This window comes from Vibrio sp. AND4 (assembly GCF_000171815.1).
GTDB lineage: Bacteria > Pseudomonadota > Gammaproteobacteria > Enterobacterales > Vibrionaceae > Vibrio.
The window spans coordinates 146791-161228 of the sequence record NZ_ABGR01000007.1 but is presented as its reverse complement, the minus strand read 5'-3'; the positions used below and the strand labels follow the sequence as shown (position 1 = coordinate 161228).

At 46.2% G+C, this 14438-nt stretch carries 15 protein-coding genes; 12 read left to right on the top strand and 3 right to left on the bottom strand.

Annotated elements, in window-relative coordinates; all coding sequences use genetic code 11:
- Positions 1–18: 18 nt before the first annotated feature.
- The 9 genes from AND4_RS10485 (at position 19) to AND4_RS10445 (ending at position 10573) form a co-directional block, all read left to right on the top strand.
- Positions 19–426 carry a biopolymer transporter ExbD gene (locus AND4_RS10485; RefSeq protein WP_005430119.1) on the top strand — a complete coding sequence of 136 codons (408 nt, stop codon included), beginning with the start codon at positions 19–21 and terminating at the stop codon, positions 424–426.
- A gap of 4 nt (positions 427–430) precedes the next feature.
- Positions 431–1063, top strand: coding sequence for an energy transducer TonB (locus tag AND4_RS10480; protein WP_009842941.1), 633 nt, complete (start codon positions 431–433; stop codon positions 1061–1063).
- A gap of 11 nt (positions 1064–1074) precedes the next feature.
- Complete coding sequence (locus AND4_RS10475; protein WP_009842940.1) at positions 1075–2289, top strand: hypothetical protein; 1215 nt, start codon at positions 1075–1077, stop codon at positions 2287–2289.
- A gap of 336 nt (positions 2290–2625) precedes the next feature.
- Complete coding sequence (gmk, locus tag AND4_RS10470; RefSeq protein ID WP_009842939.1) at positions 2626–3249, top strand: guanylate kinase; 624 nt, start codon at positions 2626–2628, stop codon at positions 3247–3249.
- Between the two features lie 166 nt (positions 3250–3415).
- On the top strand, positions 3416–3688 hold the full coding sequence (gene rpoZ / locus AND4_RS10465) for a DNA-directed RNA polymerase subunit omega (protein ID WP_009842938.1): 273 nt from the start codon (positions 3416–3418) through the stop codon (positions 3686–3688).
- A gap of 39 nt (positions 3689–3727) precedes the next feature.
- Positions 3728–5848, top strand: a complete 2121-nt coding sequence (gene spoT / locus AND4_RS10460; protein ID WP_009842937.1) for a bifunctional GTP diphosphokinase/guanosine-3',5'-bis pyrophosphate 3'-pyrophosphohydrolase — start codon at positions 3728–3730, stop codon at positions 5846–5848.
- 52 nt (positions 5849–5900) lie between these two features.
- Entirely contained in the window at positions 5901–6584 is a 684-nt protein-coding gene (gene trmH / locus AND4_RS10455) for a tRNA (guanosine(18)-2'-O)-methyltransferase TrmH (RefSeq protein WP_009842936.1), read from the top strand.
- 280 nt (positions 6585–6864) lie between these two features.
- Positions 6865–8946: an ATP-dependent DNA helicase RecG gene (gene recG / locus AND4_RS10450; protein ID WP_009842935.1), complete on the top strand. Its 2082-nt coding sequence runs from the start codon at positions 6865–6867 to the stop codon at positions 8944–8946.
- Between the two features lie 235 nt (positions 8947–9181).
- Complete coding sequence (locus AND4_RS10445; protein ID WP_009842934.1) at positions 9182–10573, top strand: nucleobase:cation symporter-2 family protein; 1392 nt, start codon at positions 9182–9184, stop codon at positions 10571–10573.
- Positions 10574–10683: 110 nt separating this feature from the next.
- Here the strand turns inward: AND4_RS10445 and envZ are convergent, their stop codons facing one another.
- The 3 genes from envZ to AND4_RS20535 form a co-directional block, all read right to left on the bottom strand.
- The gene (gene envZ / locus AND4_RS10440; protein ID WP_009842933.1) at positions 10684–11976 is read right to left on the bottom strand and encodes a two-component system sensor histidine kinase EnvZ; all 1293 of its coding nucleotides are present in this window, start codon (positions 11974–11976) and stop codon (positions 10684–10686) included.
- A 124-nt stretch (positions 11977–12100) separates the two neighbouring features.
- Positions 12101–12346 (bottom strand): winged helix-turn-helix domain-containing protein, encoded by a 246-nt coding sequence (locus tag AND4_RS20540; protein ID WP_009842932.1) that lies wholly within the window; start codon positions 12344–12346, stop codon positions 12101–12103.
- 39 nt (positions 12347–12385) lie between these two features.
- A complete protein-coding gene (locus AND4_RS20535) occupies positions 12386–12826 on the bottom strand; it encodes a response regulator (protein WP_009842931.1) in 441 nt (146 codons plus the stop codon).
- 487 nt (positions 12827–13313) lie between these two features.
- Here AND4_RS20535 and AND4_RS10430 point away from each other — a divergent pair, with 487 nt between their 5' ends.
- The 3 genes from AND4_RS10430 to AND4_RS20255 all read left to right on the top strand — a co-directional run bounded on the left by AND4_RS10430 (position 13314) and on the right by AND4_RS20255 (position 14297).
- Positions 13314–13523 carry a cold-shock protein gene (locus tag AND4_RS10430; RefSeq protein ID WP_009842930.1) on the top strand — a complete coding sequence of 70 codons (210 nt, stop codon included), beginning with the start codon at positions 13314–13316 and terminating at the stop codon, positions 13521–13523.
- Positions 13524–13730: 207 nt separating this feature from the next.
- Positions 13731–13940, top strand: coding sequence for a cold-shock protein (locus AND4_RS10425; protein WP_009842929.1), 210 nt, complete (start codon positions 13731–13733; stop codon positions 13938–13940).
- Between the two features lie 204 nt (positions 13941–14144).
- Entirely contained in the window at positions 14145–14297 is a 153-nt protein-coding gene (locus tag AND4_RS20255) for a hypothetical protein (protein ID WP_186004051.1), read from the top strand.
- The last annotated feature ends 141 nt before the right edge of the window (positions 14298–14438 follow it).

Sequence of the window (14438 nt, the reverse complement as noted above, 5' to 3'; positions counted from 1 at the left end):
GAATTAGAGGTATAGGTCATGAAAAGACGCTATAGCAATGACAGCAGTGATGAAGCTGCTATCGATATGACACCGATGCTCGACATCGTCTTCATCATGTTGATTTTCTTTATCGTAACAACATCGTTCGTTAAAGAAGCCGGTCTAGAAGTCAATCGTCCTACGGCAAGCTCAGCGCAAACCGTGAAGAAAGGGAACATCATGGTTGCCATTGGCGCTGCAGGTGATGTTTGGGTTGATAAACGTCGCATCGAAGTCGATGCAGTACGTGCCAACATCGAACGTCTACGTGCAGAAAGCCCAGACGGAGCGGTTGTTATCCAAGCGGATACTGAAGCGAACGCTGGTGTAGTCGTGAAGGTTATGGACCAGATTAAGATGGCAGGTGTAGAAAGCATCTCCATTGCCGCAACCAATAAGGATTAAGCCTATGCGGTATCTGGCCTCAATTGCACTGGCGCTCATTGTCTCCCTCGGATTGTTCTGGGGGATGGACAAGCTAGTAAACAAAGAGCGCCACGAGCTAGTGTCGAATGATGATCTCCGCATGGTGGAATTCATTCGCATTAAACCGGACGAAAAAATACAGGAGAAAAAGCGCGAACTCCCGAAACCACCGCCACCGAAACGCCCACCGCCACCACCGGAAATGAAGGTGACAGCGACGGTCAAGCCGGTGATGGATCAAATCCCGATGGATATGCCGAAACTTGATCTACCCGTTAACGTAACCGGTGGTTCAGTACTTGGACACTACACCCAAGGTGGTGGTGCTCAACTGGCTGGCAGCGGAGGTCCTGTACCTCTGGCTACATTCCAACCTCAAATGCCACGTAAAGCGGCTCGTGCAGGGATAGAGAAAGGTATCGTTTTAGTAGAGTTCACGGTGAATGAGCGTGGTAGCGTGCAAGATGTCAAAGTCTTAAAAGAAACCCCACGTAAGTTAGGCTTGGGTAAAGCAGCAAGAAAAACCGTATCAAAGTGGACCTTTAAACCCAAAATGGTTGATGGAAAGCCGGTTACTTCCCGCTTATCGCAAGAAATAGAGTTCTCTACTAACTAAGGAGTCGCAGCATGAAAGCATATACAAAATTGTTAGCTTCTCTATTGGTTATTGCAGGTGCGTACAGCGCACCTGCAATAGCAAAAACACCAGAGTTATCTGACAGAACATTTCGCACGGTAAACAAGGTTCAAGAACTGATTGCAACTGAGAAATACTCAGACGCTCTCTCGAAACTGAACTCGGCACTAGGCAGTACCAAGAAAAAGAAATACGATCGCGCCGTGTTATTGCAACAAATGGGCTTTTTGTATTCTTTAAAAGACGATTACCCGAAAGCGGCAAAATACTTTGCTGAAGCGCTCAAATTAGACGCTTTGCCAGTACCCGTTGCTCAACAGGTTCGTTACAGCCTTGCACAACTTTACCTTGCAGAGGGCCAATTTAAGAAATCAGTAAACACCATGAATACATGGTTTAAGATTGCTGAAACAACAGAAGAAAAGCCGCAAGCACACGCTTACATTACGTTAGCCAGTGCTTACATTCAGCTACAAGACTACCGCAACGCAATTCCGCCGACGAAAAAGGCCATTGCGATGACGAAGAACCCTAGCGAATCTTGGTACCAACTGTTGATGTCAGCACACTACGAATTAAAACAGTTCAAGAGTGTTGCAGGCGTACTGAAAATCTTAACCACCAAGTATCCGCAAAATAAGCGTTACTGGACCCAGTTGTCCGGTATCTACATGGAGCTAAAACAAGAGCGTAACGCACTTTCTACGCTAGAAATGGCTCATAAGTTGGGCCTACTAGAAGAAGAGAAAGAGTACTTACGTTTAGTGAATTTCCAAGCTTATCAGGGTGTTCCCTTCCGAGCCGCCAAGACAATGCAAACGTCGATGGAAGAAGGTAAGGTCACTCGTAATGCTAAGAACTTGGAAAAGCTGGCTGCTTTCTGGCAACAAGCGCAGGAATTGGATAAGTCGATTGAGACCTATGTCGCGGCTTACCAGTTAGCGCCAAAAGCGAAAACGCAGATCAAGATTGCTCGTTTGATGATCTTGGATAAGCAATACTCTGCAGCAACTAAGTTTGCCAAAAATGCCGCTCCAGACGCCAAGCGTAACGATAAAGGTGAGCTGAACTACATTCGAGGAATGGCGTATTTCGAATTAAACCAGCCGAGCAACGCGCTAAAAGCCATGAAGAGTGCAGCGCAGTCGCCCGACATGAAGTCTGCCGCCAGCCCTTGGATTAACTTCCTGGAGTCTCAAAGCTAACAAGTCAAGATTTGCAAAATAGTAACCAAAGTCACTGTGGTTGCTCCAAAAGTTAAGTGTGAGTCAGTCGCACGCCTGGGGAAGTGAAAGCTTCCCCTTTTTTTATTTTCATATCACCTCAGGCCTGAAAGATCGGCTAGTAACCGTGCGGAGTTCATGGTACTCTTCGCCTCCATTTTTCTGGCGGGTTTATCACCTACTTCACGTAATTGAGTGATAAATCATCAACGCCAGTACTATTGTTATACCAATCTCGTCAATCAACGTCATTGGCATGACAACAAGGTCGATACTTCTTTCGGCATTTACTCAATCCAACCAAAGTGGAACAGTACAATGGGCAAAGGTACTCTCTATATCGTATCTGCACCTAGCGGCGCAGGTAAATCTAGCTTAATCTCAGCCATGCTGGAGCGCAATCCAACCTATGCAATGAAAGTATCTGTGTCTCATACTACTCGTGCCATGCGTCCTGGTGAAGAAAACGGTACCCACTACCACTTCGTTGCAAAACAAGAATTTGAAGCTCTGATTGCAAAAGGCGACTTCCTAGAATATGCCGAGGTGTTCGGTAACTACTACGGCACATCACGCATGTGGATTGAAGAAACGCTGAACAAAGGCATCGACGTTTTCCTAGACATCGATTGGCAAGGAGCACGCCAAATCCGTAAGCAAATGTCAGAAGCGAAAAGCATCTTTATCCTGCCACCATCAAATGGTGAACTCGAACGCCGCCTAAACACGCGCGGTCAAGACAGTGAAGAAGTGATCGCAAAACGCATGGCAGAAGCCAAATCTGAGATCTCACACTACAACGAGTACGACTATGTGATCGTAAACGACGATTTCGATACGGCATTAATCGATTTTAAAGCCATTTTACGTGCGGAAAGATTGAAGGAAGAAAAGCAAGCTGCTAAATATAAAGGTATGCTTGATGCGCTTCTAGCAGAGTAATTCTGTCCCGAAACACAAATTTTTTGCTTCTTTATTTCAGTAAGGAAGCTTATATTACTTAGAGAGAAAGTCATTGCTGTTGCACACGTCTTATCGCTAGTAAATATTCTACTGAGACTGTATACTTTCTCGTCATTTAAAATTTAGTTAACTATTTGGAGTCCTTATGGCACGCGTAACTGTTCAAGACGCTGTTGAAAAAGTTGGCAACCGTTTCGACCTAGTACTGATTTCGGCTCGCCGAGCTCGTCAAATGCAAACTGGCGGTAAAGATGCACTAGTGCCAGAAGAGAACGATAAGCCAACGGTTATCGCTCTACGCGAAATCGAAGAAGGTTTAATTACTAAAGAAGTTCTAGACGCTCGTGAACGTCAAGAACAACAAGAGCAAGAAGCGGCAGAGCTAGCGGCAGTAAGCAGCATCGCTCACAACCGTTAATTCTGACTTTAGAATTCAACAACCTCCCGAGCCTATAATTTGTATCTATTCGATAGCCTCAAAGACGTTGCCCAAGAATACCTAACAGAGCCTCAAATTGAGGCTCTGCGTCAATCTTATGTGGTAGCAAGAGATGCCCATGAAGGGCAAACCCGCTCAAGCGGTGAACCATACATTATCCACCCAGTTGCTGTATCTCGAATCTTGGCCGAAATGCGCCTTGATATCGAAACCCTCCAAGCCGCACTACTGCATGACGTTATCGAAGACTGTGACGTTACAAAAGAAGATCTCGAAGAGAAATTCGGCAATACCGTCGCTGAGTTAGTGGATGGTGTATCTAAACTGGACAAACTCAAATTCCGCGACAGAAAAGAAGCGCAAGCCGAGAACTTTCGTAAGATGGTTTTGGCCATGGTGCAAGACATCCGCGTTATTTTGATCAAACTGGCTGACCGTACGCATAATATGCGCACATTGGGTGCCCTGCGCCCCGACAAAAAACGCCGTATCGCTCGCGAAACGCTGGAGATCTACGCGCCGCTGGCTCATCGTCTTGGTATTCATAATATCAAAACGGAACTCGAAGAGCTTGGATTCGAAGCACTTTATCCAAACCGCTATCGCGTTCTAAAAGAAGTGGTTAGAGCAGCCCGCGGTAATCGTAAAGAGATGATCCAACGTATTCACAGCGAAATTGAAGGTCGACTTGAAGATTTTGGCTTGAATGCACGTGTGTTAGGGCGTGAAAAGAACCTGTTCTCCATCTACAACAAGATGAAAACCAAAGAGCAGCGTTTCCACACCATCATGGACATCTATGCTTTCCGTGTCGTGGTTGATACTGCTGATACTTGTTATCGTGCTCTCGGCCAAGTACACAGCTTGTATAAGCCACGCCCTAGTCGCATGAAAGATTACATCGCGGTGCCAAAAGCAAACGGCTATCAGTCGCTACATACTTCGATGGTCGGCCCTCACGGCGTACCCGTTGAGGTTCAGATCCGTACCGAAGATATGGATCAAATGGCGGACAAAGGTGTCGCTGCGCACTGGTCATACAAAGACAAGGGCGACAAGTCAGGCACGACAGCGCAAGTGAAAGCTCAGCGTTGGATGCAAAGCCTGCTTGAACTTCAACAAAGCGCGGGTAACTCGTTCGAATTCATTGAAAACGTAAAATCGGATCTATTCCCTGACGAGATTTATGTCTTTACACCAAAAGGCCGTATCGTTGAATTGCCATTAGGTGCAACCGCCGTCGATTTCGCCTATGCCGTACATACAGATGTCGGTAACTCTTGTGTTGGTGCCCGTGTTGACCGTAACCCTTACCCATTAAGTAAGGCGCTGAAGAACGGTCAAACAGTGGAGATCATCAGTGCACCAGGCGCGCGTCCAAATGCAGCTTGGTTGAACTATGTGGTCACCTCACGTGCTCGTACTAAGATTCGTCAAGTATTGAAAACCATGCGTCGTGAAGAGTCGATAGTCTTAGGCCGCCGTCTACTGAACCACGCTTTGGGCCGTCATTCGATTGATTCCATCTACCCTGAAAACATCCAAGAAGTGCTGACTGATCTGCGTCTAGAAAGCGTCGACGATCTGCTGGCAGCGATTGGCTTGGGTGAGTTGATGAGCATCATCATTGCTCGTCGCCTATTGGGTGACACCGACGAATTGACCACGACAAGCTCGATTCCAAGTGATTCGAACAAGAAACTGCCAATCCGTGGTGCGGAAGGATTGCTGCTGACGTTTGCGAACTGTTGTCACCCGATCCCAGATGACCACATCATCGCCCACGTATCACCGGGTCGTGGTCTTGTGGTGCACCGTGAAACGTGTCCAAACGTGCGCGGTTACCAGAAAGAGCCGGACAAATACATGGCCGTTGCTTGGTCTGAACAGTACGACAAAGAGTTCATTGCTGAGCTGAAAGTCGATATGCTCAACAGCCAAGGTGCTCTGGCGGAATTAACCAATGTGATTTCGAAAACGGGTTCGAACATTCATGGTCTTTCTACCGAAGAGCGAGATGGTCGCTTGTATACGGTTACCGTTCTGCTAACCACCAAAGATCGTGTTCACCTTGCTGGCATCATGCGTAAAATCAAGAGCATGCCGCAGGCGACCCGAGTCAGAAGAAGAAAGAACTAAACTCTATCGCCACCCGCACACCGGGTGGCGATTTTTTATATCCCCATTTATTATGAATTTAGAACGTTACAACCGTATCCATCAAGTACTCAAAGCACGCCAAACCGATCTCACCCTGTGCCTTGAAGAAGTACATAAGCCAAATAACGTTTCCGCAGTGATACGTACCGCTGATGCGACTGGCTTACACAAAGTCCATGCGATTTGGCCAGATAAAATGCGCACCCTTGCCCACACCTCAGCAGGTGCACGCAACTGGGTGGAAGTGGATACCCACGACTCAATTGACACTGCGATTAGCGAGCTAAAATCGCAAGGTATGCAGGTTTTGGTGACCAACCTATCCGATACCGCCGTCGACTTTCGTGACATCGACTACACCAAACCAACAGCCATCATTCTTGGCAGTGAAAAGGTTGGCGCTTCAGATCGAGCCAAGAAACTCGCAGACCAAGACATCATCATCCCAATGATTGGTATGGTGCAATCTCTGAATGTATCTGTCGCCAGCGCCGTGATTCTTTACGAAGCGCAACGTCAGCGTGAAGCCGCAGGTATGTACCAACGTGAAGAAAGCGCATTACCTAAAGAAGCCATCAAGCGAATTCTATTTGAACGTGGTCACCCGGTATTAGCAAAAGTGGCTAAGCGCAAGGGACTGGAATATCCGCAACTTGATGAAGAAGGGCAAATTGTGGCTGACGAATCGTGGTGGAAAGAGATGCAGAAGAAATAAATTCGGGATTCGGGATTCGGGATTCGGGATTCGGGATTCGGGATTCGGGATTCGGGATTCGATTCTATTTTGCCTTTCTGGAGACAAGTTCCGTCAACAATTTCTATACTTAAGCTTCTTTCAGTCCATACCCCAGCGCACACATCCCGATTCCCAAAGCGAAGCGTTCTCTAATCTCGGAGCGTGAGCATTCCCATATCCCTTCTTCTAACTTAATCCTGTACAAAAACACAGCTTAGTGGTTAACATACGGCTATGTTAACTATTTTCTGAGCCTACTATGTCTGCCCAAATGTTATCAGCGGTTCCTCTAACTTCCCTGTCTGGCGTTGGCGCTAAAGTCGCAGAAAAACTCGCCAAAGTTGGCTTGCATAGCGTTCAAGATCTGCTGTTTCACCTTCCTCTTCGCTACGAAGACCGCACTCGCATTTATCCCATAGCCAAGCTGCATGCCGGACTATGGGCGGCGATACAAGGCAAAGTCATGGCTGTCGATACCATTTTCGGCAAACGTAAAATGCTGACAGTAAAAATCAGCGACGGAAATGGCACCATTACCCTACGCTTTTTTAACTTTACTGCCGCGATCAAGAACAATTTCTCACAGGGTAAGTTAGTACATGCTTACGGTGAGATTAAGCGTGGTAGTATGGGCTTGGAAATGGTCCACCCTGACTACAAGTTTTATGCTAACGAGCAAAAGTCGGACGCAGAACAGAGCTTAACCCCTGTTTATCCAACCACCGACGGATTGCGTCAAATCACCTTGCGTAACTTGACAGAGCAAGCCTTATCACTCCTCGATAAAGCCGCAGTACAAGAGCTGTTGCCCGCCGGTTTGTACGATCATCAGATCACCATGTCGCAAGCACTGCATACCATTCATCGACCACCTCCCAAGATTAATTTGGATGAGTTTGATGAAGGCAAGCACCCAGCTCAAATTCGTTTGATCATGGAAGAGTTGCTGGCACAGAACCTCTCCATGCTGGCTGTGCGTAGCAAAGGACAACAAGACATCGCCTTACCCTTAGCGTCATGTGATTCACTGAAAAAGCAACTGTTGGATCAATTACCCTTCTCACCAACCAATGCTCAAGCACGAGTGGTGAAAGAAATTGAAGCGGATTTAGAAAAAGCTCATCCAATGATGCGCCTCGTTCAAGGTGACGTAGGCTCAGGAAAAACCTTGGTTGCCGCGCTCGCAGCAGCCAGAGCTATTGAGCACGGCTACCAAGTGGCTTTAATGGCGCCGACCGAACTGCTTGCTGAGCAGCACGCCATCAACTTCGCCAATTGGTTCGAAAAAATGGGCATTCAAGTAGGTTGGCTTGCGGGCAAATTGAAAGGAAAAGCCAGAGAGGCTGAACTGGCATGTATTGCCAGTGGCGAAGCGCAAATGGTCGTAGGTACTCACGCCCTCTTCCAGGAACATGTTGCGTTTCATCATCTAGCTTTGGTCATCATTGATGAACAGCACCGCTTTGGTGTCCACCAGCGCTTAGAGCTGCGTGAGAAAGGCGCAAAACAAGGCGCTTACCCACATCAGCTCATCATGACAGCAACGCCGATCCCACGAACGTTAGCCATGACAGCCTATGCAGATTTAGAAACGTCGGTGATTGATGAATTACCGCCGGGTCGAACGCCCATCCAAACCGTCGCCATTCCTGACACCAAACGCGATGACATTGTCGAACGAGTACGCAGTGCCTGCTTAAATGAGGGCAAGCAAGCGTATTGGGTGTGTACCTTGATTGATGAATCCGAAGTACTGGAAGCTCAAGCCGCCGCCGATACCGCAGAGGAGCTACAACGCAAACTGCCCGACGTAAAAATTGGTCTGGTGCACGGACGAATGAAACCCGCAGAAAAACAAGCGGTCATGCAGAACTTCAAAGACAACCAACTGCATTTGCTGGTCGCAACCACGGTGATTGAAGTTGGTGTCGACGTGCCTAACGCCAGCCTGATGATCATCGAAAACCCAGAGCGGCTAGGTTTAGCTCAGTTACACCAGCTAAGAGGACGTGTCGGTCGAGGCTCAGTCGCCAGTCACTGCGTGTTGCTGTACCACTCACCACTGTCCAAAACTGCCCAAAAACGCTTGGGTGTATTGCGAGAAAGCAACGATGGCTTTGTGATTGCACAGAAAGACTTGGAGATCCGCGGACCGGGTGAGCTTCTTGGCACCAAGCAAACTGGCTTGGCTGATTTTAAGATTGCTGACTTAGTCAGAGATCAACGATTAATCCCAGAAGTTCAACGTATCGCGCGCCATATTCATGACAACTACCCGACCAATGCCATAGCAATCATCGACCGTTGGTTAGGTGAACGTGACATTTATTCTAAGGCATAAACTATCTTGGCGAGCAAAACCGTTCGCCTTTTCTTTTCAACCAAGAGCAAACGTTTGCTTTTTTGATGAATCTCTCTATAATCTCGCTCAAAATTTATGGTGTGCGCCCTATCACATCAAACCAACCTGAGTTGACACTGATTAACAGCAATCACAGGTTATATAACGTCAACTCCACCCAGTCCTCCCATTCAGCGAGCTCTGGGCAAGAATTATTGCGACTAGCGAGATAAACATGACAACTTCAAACCGAGCTTCGGAACTGGTCTATCAATTAAACGATCGTCCACCACTACCTCAGACCATTTTTGCTGCAGTTCAGCACTTACTGGCGATGTTCGTAGCCGTTATCACTCCTTCTCTGATTATTTGTCAGTCCTTGGGGGTGCCTGCTGACCAAACGAATACCATCATCAGCATGTCATTATTTGCATCTGGCGTATCTTCATTTATCCAGATCCGTACGTTTGGCCCTATCGGCTCGGGCTTACTTTCAGTGCAAGGGACCAGCTTTAACTTTCTCGGTCCGATTATCGCTGCTGGCCTGTCCCTAAAAGCAGGCGGCGCTGACATCAGTACCATGATGGCGGCAATTTTCGGCACCATCTTGGTGGCCTCTTTTGCTGAAATCCTGTTATCTCGAGTGCTAGAACACGCACGTCGTATCATCACGCCGCTGGTATCTGGCATTGTTGTAACGCTTATCGGCCTGACACTTATCCAGGTAGGCTTGGTCTCTATGGGTGGCGGCTACGCTGCCATAAGTGATGGCTCTTTCGGTAGCCTAGATAAGTTGGCTTTGGCGGGCACAGTACTTGGTTTGATAGTGATCCTTAACCGCTCAAAAAACCCTTACGTGCGCGTTGCATCTATCGTGATTGCCATGCTAGTTGGCTACGTTATGGCATGCTTTATGGGTATGGTCGACACGTCCAAACTGGGGAAAACAGACCTCATCGCACTGCCGATACCCATGCAATACGGCTTGAGCTTCGACTGGTCTCTGTTTATCCCGCTGGTTCTGATTTTCTTTATCACCGCTCTAGAAGCAATTGGCGACATTACTGCAACGTCTGAGGTTTCCGGTGAGCCAGTAAAAGGTCCGGTTTACATGAAGCGCATCAAAGGTGGCGTATTAGCAGATGGTTTGAACTCAGCCATTGCAGCAGTATTCAACAGCTTCCCAAATTCAACCTTCAGCCAAAACAACGGCATCATTATGCTGACTGGTGTCGCCAGCCGCTATGTAGGCTACTTCATCTCAGGTATGTTAGTGATTCTGGGCTTGTTCCCGGGTGTAGCCAGCTTTGTTCAGCTGATCCCTGAGCCAGTATTGGGCGGTGCCACCATAGTGATGTTCGGTACTATCGCAGCGGCGGGTGTGCGCATCATCTCTCGTGTTGATCTAGACCGTCGCGCTATTTTGATCATGGCACTGTCATTTTCAATGGGCTTGGGTATCGCACAAAAACCAGAAATTCTGCAATTCATGCCTGAGTTCATTAAAAGTATTTTCTCAACTGGCGTGGCTGCTGGCGGCATTACCGCTATCATTCTGAACCTATTGCTTCCAGAGAAACTGGAAGAGGATGATGAGCCCACAGCTCAAACGATTAAAGAATCTTAACCTAACACTGGATGCTCAAAAGGCCCAACCCGATATTTTGGTTGGGCTTTTTTGTTGGCAGTGTTTGGGGGAAAACTTACTTGCCCGGAAAATCTACTTGCTTAAAAGATTTACTTGGTTGGAAAGCTGATTTGCGCGCTTAACCCACCTTGGCTGCGGTTACGCACCACAACCGAACCAGAATGTTGACTGACAATGCGCTTAACAATCGCCAAACCTAAGCCCGTCCCTTCACTGCCTCGCGCCGTATCACCACGAGTAAAAGGTTCAAACAAGCGTGCAACTTGCGATGGTTCGATCCCCGGACCATTATCTTCAACACACACCCACACTAACTGCTTGTCAGCCGTCACACCTGTACTGATTTTCACCCTACCATTGCCGTAGCGTAGCGCATTCACCACTAGGTTACTCACCGCGCGTTTAATGGCGATAGGACTGCCTTTCGCCACTGGCTTTGTTGGGTTGAGCTCGGTTTCGATATCGATATCATAACTCCCTTCTGATGTCGCAACGTCGCTGATTATGGTGTTGATATCAACCCGTTCAAATGATTCTCTATTAACGGGTTTAAGGTAGTCCATAAACTGGCTGATGATCTCATTGCATTCTTCAGTATCGCTGATGATACCTTGCGCTAAGTAACTGTCTTCTGGCGACATCATTTCTGTCGCTAAGCGAATTCTCGTCAGTGGCGTACGCAAATCGTGGCTAATCCCTGCCATCAACAAGGCTCGGTCTTCTTCCAACTCTTGTATACCTTTCGACATTTGGTTAAATGCACGGGTTACAGAACGGATTTCCGATGCGCCCCTTTGCGGTAACGGTGGCGGTATCTCTCCTCGCCCAACTTCTTCCGCCGCCTTCTCCAGCGCAATCAATGGCCGGTTTTGCAAACGAATAAACAGCCACCCCCCTGCAATGATCACTAATGCCATGATCAAGTTGTTACTAAATAGAGGAACAAAATCTTCTTTTTGTAGTTCGGAAAGAGGAATTCGAATAATAGAATCCGGTAACTGATCGATACGCATCCAAAGAATATAGCTCTCGCTACCTAGCATCAAACGGACTTCTGTTGGGGAATCAAGCTGCTGTGTCATTTCTTCCGACATTAAATCAATCGGCAGCGCACTATCAAACTCACGCATCATGTCACTTTTCACACTGTGCACCGTGACGCCCAGGTTTTCGAGCAATTCATGGCGCAGCGGTGTATCACTATTTGAGCCCTCATTTTGATCAAGGACTAAATTCAATTCATGAGCGAGAATTTTGTTGAACTGCTGCAAACTTGGCATCAAGGCGTAGTTAAATACCGCGTAGTAAGAGAAGACTTGGCTAGCGAGAAGCAAAGAAACGAACAGTAGAATAGATTGTGTAAATGAACTTCGGATTCGCATGGAGTATTCCTGATGGACTGTTCCTAGAGAACAACATTCTTTGCGAGCATCCAGCCCTCAAACAGTAAAGGGTTTGAGGGTGGAATATGAGCAACCGAGTATTATCGGTAGACCTAAGAGGTGATTACGCTTGTTTGCCGTCTGGGACGAACACATAACCTAAGCCCCACACCGTTTGGATGTAACGCGGCTTGCTCGGATCATCTTCCAACATACGGCGTAGACGTGAGATTTGAACGTCGATAGAGCGCTCCATTGCTGAGTATTCTCGACCTCGAGCCATATTCATCAACTTATCACGCGACATGGGCTCGCGCGCATTGGTCACTAATGCTTTCAGCACCGCAAACTCACCAGAGGTCAGTGGCATCGCTTCGTCACCTCGGGGACATTTTCACGCGTGCCCAGGTTAAGGCGAAAGTCTCTGTTTTGCACCACGACCAAAATACCCCTGCCCCGGCTCACAAGGCAGTTCGACCGTTTGACGGCGAAGTACTGCTTTAATACGAGCCAACAATTCGCGGGGGTTGAACGGCTTTGGCAGATAGTCATCTGCTCCCACTTCAAGACCAACGATGCGATCGACTTCATCGCCTTTCGCCGTCAACATTAGAATAGGTAGCGTGTTGTTTGCATTACGTAAACGACGACAAATCGATAAGCCATCTTCACCCGGCAACATTAAATCCAGCACCATAAGGTGGAAGTTTTCCCGGGTTAGAAGACGATCCATTTGCTCGCCGTTAGCGACACTTCTCACCTGAAAACCTTGCTCAGAGAGGTAACGCTCCAATAGGGCACGCAAACGAGCATCGTCATCAACAACGAGTATTTTATGATTTTCCTGCATTGAAACATCCTTTGAAAGGCATCTATTGTCCGAAATGTATCACTGTTTTTTCAAACGTGCTTGTGCAAATTGTTACTCTTTTTATCTAAGCCAAAGTTTTAACAATTAATTTCGTTTGAGCGCATGATTTTCATGATCACAGGACGAGCTCCTGTCCTGTATGCACACTTTGAAGTGCTGGTATTGAACTCAACAAGAGTGACTGGGGTTGGTGCCACTAAGCCCGATAGCAAAGGTCGATACGCAGAAATCAACACAGTAAGAAAAAATAAAAACAAAAAATCACAAATAAAGCTATCTTTAGTCAAATAACCCTGTATAGTGGCCCTTGCTCTGACAAAGAGTTGTTTAAAGATAAAATTATTAAAGTAAGTTTTCCAGCGTAATCCCTGACAAGTTTCTCTCTGCAATACCTCTTAATTCTCTATCCTAAAATTACACCTATGTTCAGTGCACCTTAATTTTAATTTTTTATAAGGGGCATAATATGTCTAACAAAGCAACTGGTACAGTTAAGTGGTTCAACGAAGCTAAAGGTTTCGGTTTTATTTCGCAAGAGAGTGGTGATGACCTTTTCGTTCATTTCCGCAGCATCTTAGGTGATGGCTTCAAAAAACTTGTTGAAGGTGAAAAAGTTTCTTTCACTGTTGGTCATGGACCAAAAGGTTTACAAGCTGAAAATGTAACGGCTCTCTAGTCTTACAGTAAATATTTTACTTCCTTGTCGCTTATGCGATAAGGAAGTCGCTCTGACAAAGAGTTATTTAAAGATATAATTATTAAAGTAAGTTTTCCAGCGTAATCCCTGACAAGTTTCTCTCTGTAATGCCTCTTAAATTTCTATCCTAAAATTACCCCTATGTTCAGTGCACCTTAATTTTAATTTTTTTATAAGGGACATAATATGTCTAACAAAGCAACTGGTACAGTTAAGTGGTTCAACGAAGCTAAAGGTTTCGGTTTTATTTCACAAGAAAGTGGTGATGACCTTTTCGTTCATTTCCGTAGCATCTTAGGTGATGGCTTTAAAAAACTTGTTGAAGGCGAACAGGTTTCCTTTACCGTTGGTCATGGACCAAAAGGCTTACAAGCCGAAAATGTAATGGCTATCTAGCCTTACAATAAAAATTTCACTTCCTTGTCGCTAAAGCGATAAGGAAGTTGCTCTGACAAAGCGTTGTTTCAAGATAAAAACATAAAGTAAGTTTTCAGCGTCATCCTTTGCAAGTATCTCTCTGTAATACCCCTTAATTCTCTATCCTAGAATAACACCTATGCTCAGTGCACCTTAATTTAAATAACAAATAAGGGGCATCCTATGTCTAATAAAATATCGACTAAATCAGATATCATTGAAAACAAATCAAACAACAATAGAAAAGTTTTAATTGATAAAAAAATATCAATTAATAGCTTGCTACAAAGAATATCAAATGGGCAAAGCGGTGTTGTCTTAGAGGAATTATTATGAGAAGCAATAGCCGAAAAAAGATTTGGTTTAAACTGAAAAAGAACAGCAGATAAAAACTAAGAAATATTGCATTTAGTTACGGATATGCAGCTTTGGGTAGGTTTTCCTTAATTCCGAGAAAACCGAATTAATGAGCATTGA

Bases quoted from the DNA above. Each gene is read 5' to 3' on its own strand.
- AND4_RS10485 (WP_005430119.1), top strand. From the start codon at position 19: ATGAAAAGACGCTATAGCAATGACAGCAGTGATGAAGCTGCTATCGAT.
- AND4_RS10480 (WP_009842941.1), top strand. From the start codon at position 431: ATGCGGTATCTGGCCTCAATTGCACTGGCGCTCATTGTCTCCCTCGGA.
- AND4_RS10475 (WP_009842940.1), top strand. From the start codon at position 1,075: ATGAAAGCATATACAAAATTGTTAGCTTCTCTATTGGTTATTGCAGGT.
- gmk (WP_009842939.1), top strand. From the start codon at position 2,626: ATGGGCAAAGGTACTCTCTATATCGTATCTGCACCTAGCGGCGCAGGT.
- rpoZ (WP_009842938.1), top strand. From the start codon at position 3,416: ATGGCACGCGTAACTGTTCAAGACGCTGTTGAAAAAGTTGGCAACCGT.
- trmH (WP_009842936.1), top strand. From the start codon at position 5,901: ATGAATTTAGAACGTTACAACCGTATCCATCAAGTACTCAAAGCACGC.
- recG (WP_009842935.1), top strand. From the start codon at position 6,865: ATGTCTGCCCAAATGTTATCAGCGGTTCCTCTAACTTCCCTGTCTGGC.
- AND4_RS10445 (WP_009842934.1), top strand. From the start codon at position 9,182: ATGACAACTTCAAACCGAGCTTCGGAACTGGTCTATCAATTAAACGAT.
- envZ (WP_009842933.1), bottom strand. From the start codon at position 11,976: ATGCGAATCCGAAGTTCATTTACACAATCTATTCTACTGTTCGTTTCT.
- AND4_RS20540 (WP_009842932.1), bottom strand. From the start codon at position 12,346: ATGCCACTGACCTCTGGTGAGTTTGCGGTGCTGAAAGCATTAGTGACC.
- AND4_RS20535 (WP_009842931.1), bottom strand. From the start codon at position 12,826: ATGCAGGAAAATCATAAAATACTCGTTGTTGATGACGATGCTCGTTTG.
- AND4_RS10430 (WP_009842930.1), top strand. From the start codon at position 13,314: ATGTCTAACAAAGCAACTGGTACAGTTAAGTGGTTCAACGAAGCTAAA.
- AND4_RS10425 (WP_009842929.1), top strand. From the start codon at position 13,731: ATGTCTAACAAAGCAACTGGTACAGTTAAGTGGTTCAACGAAGCTAAA.
- AND4_RS20255 (WP_186004051.1), top strand. From the start codon at position 14,145: ATGTCTAATAAAATATCGACTAAATCAGATATCATTGAAAACAAATCA.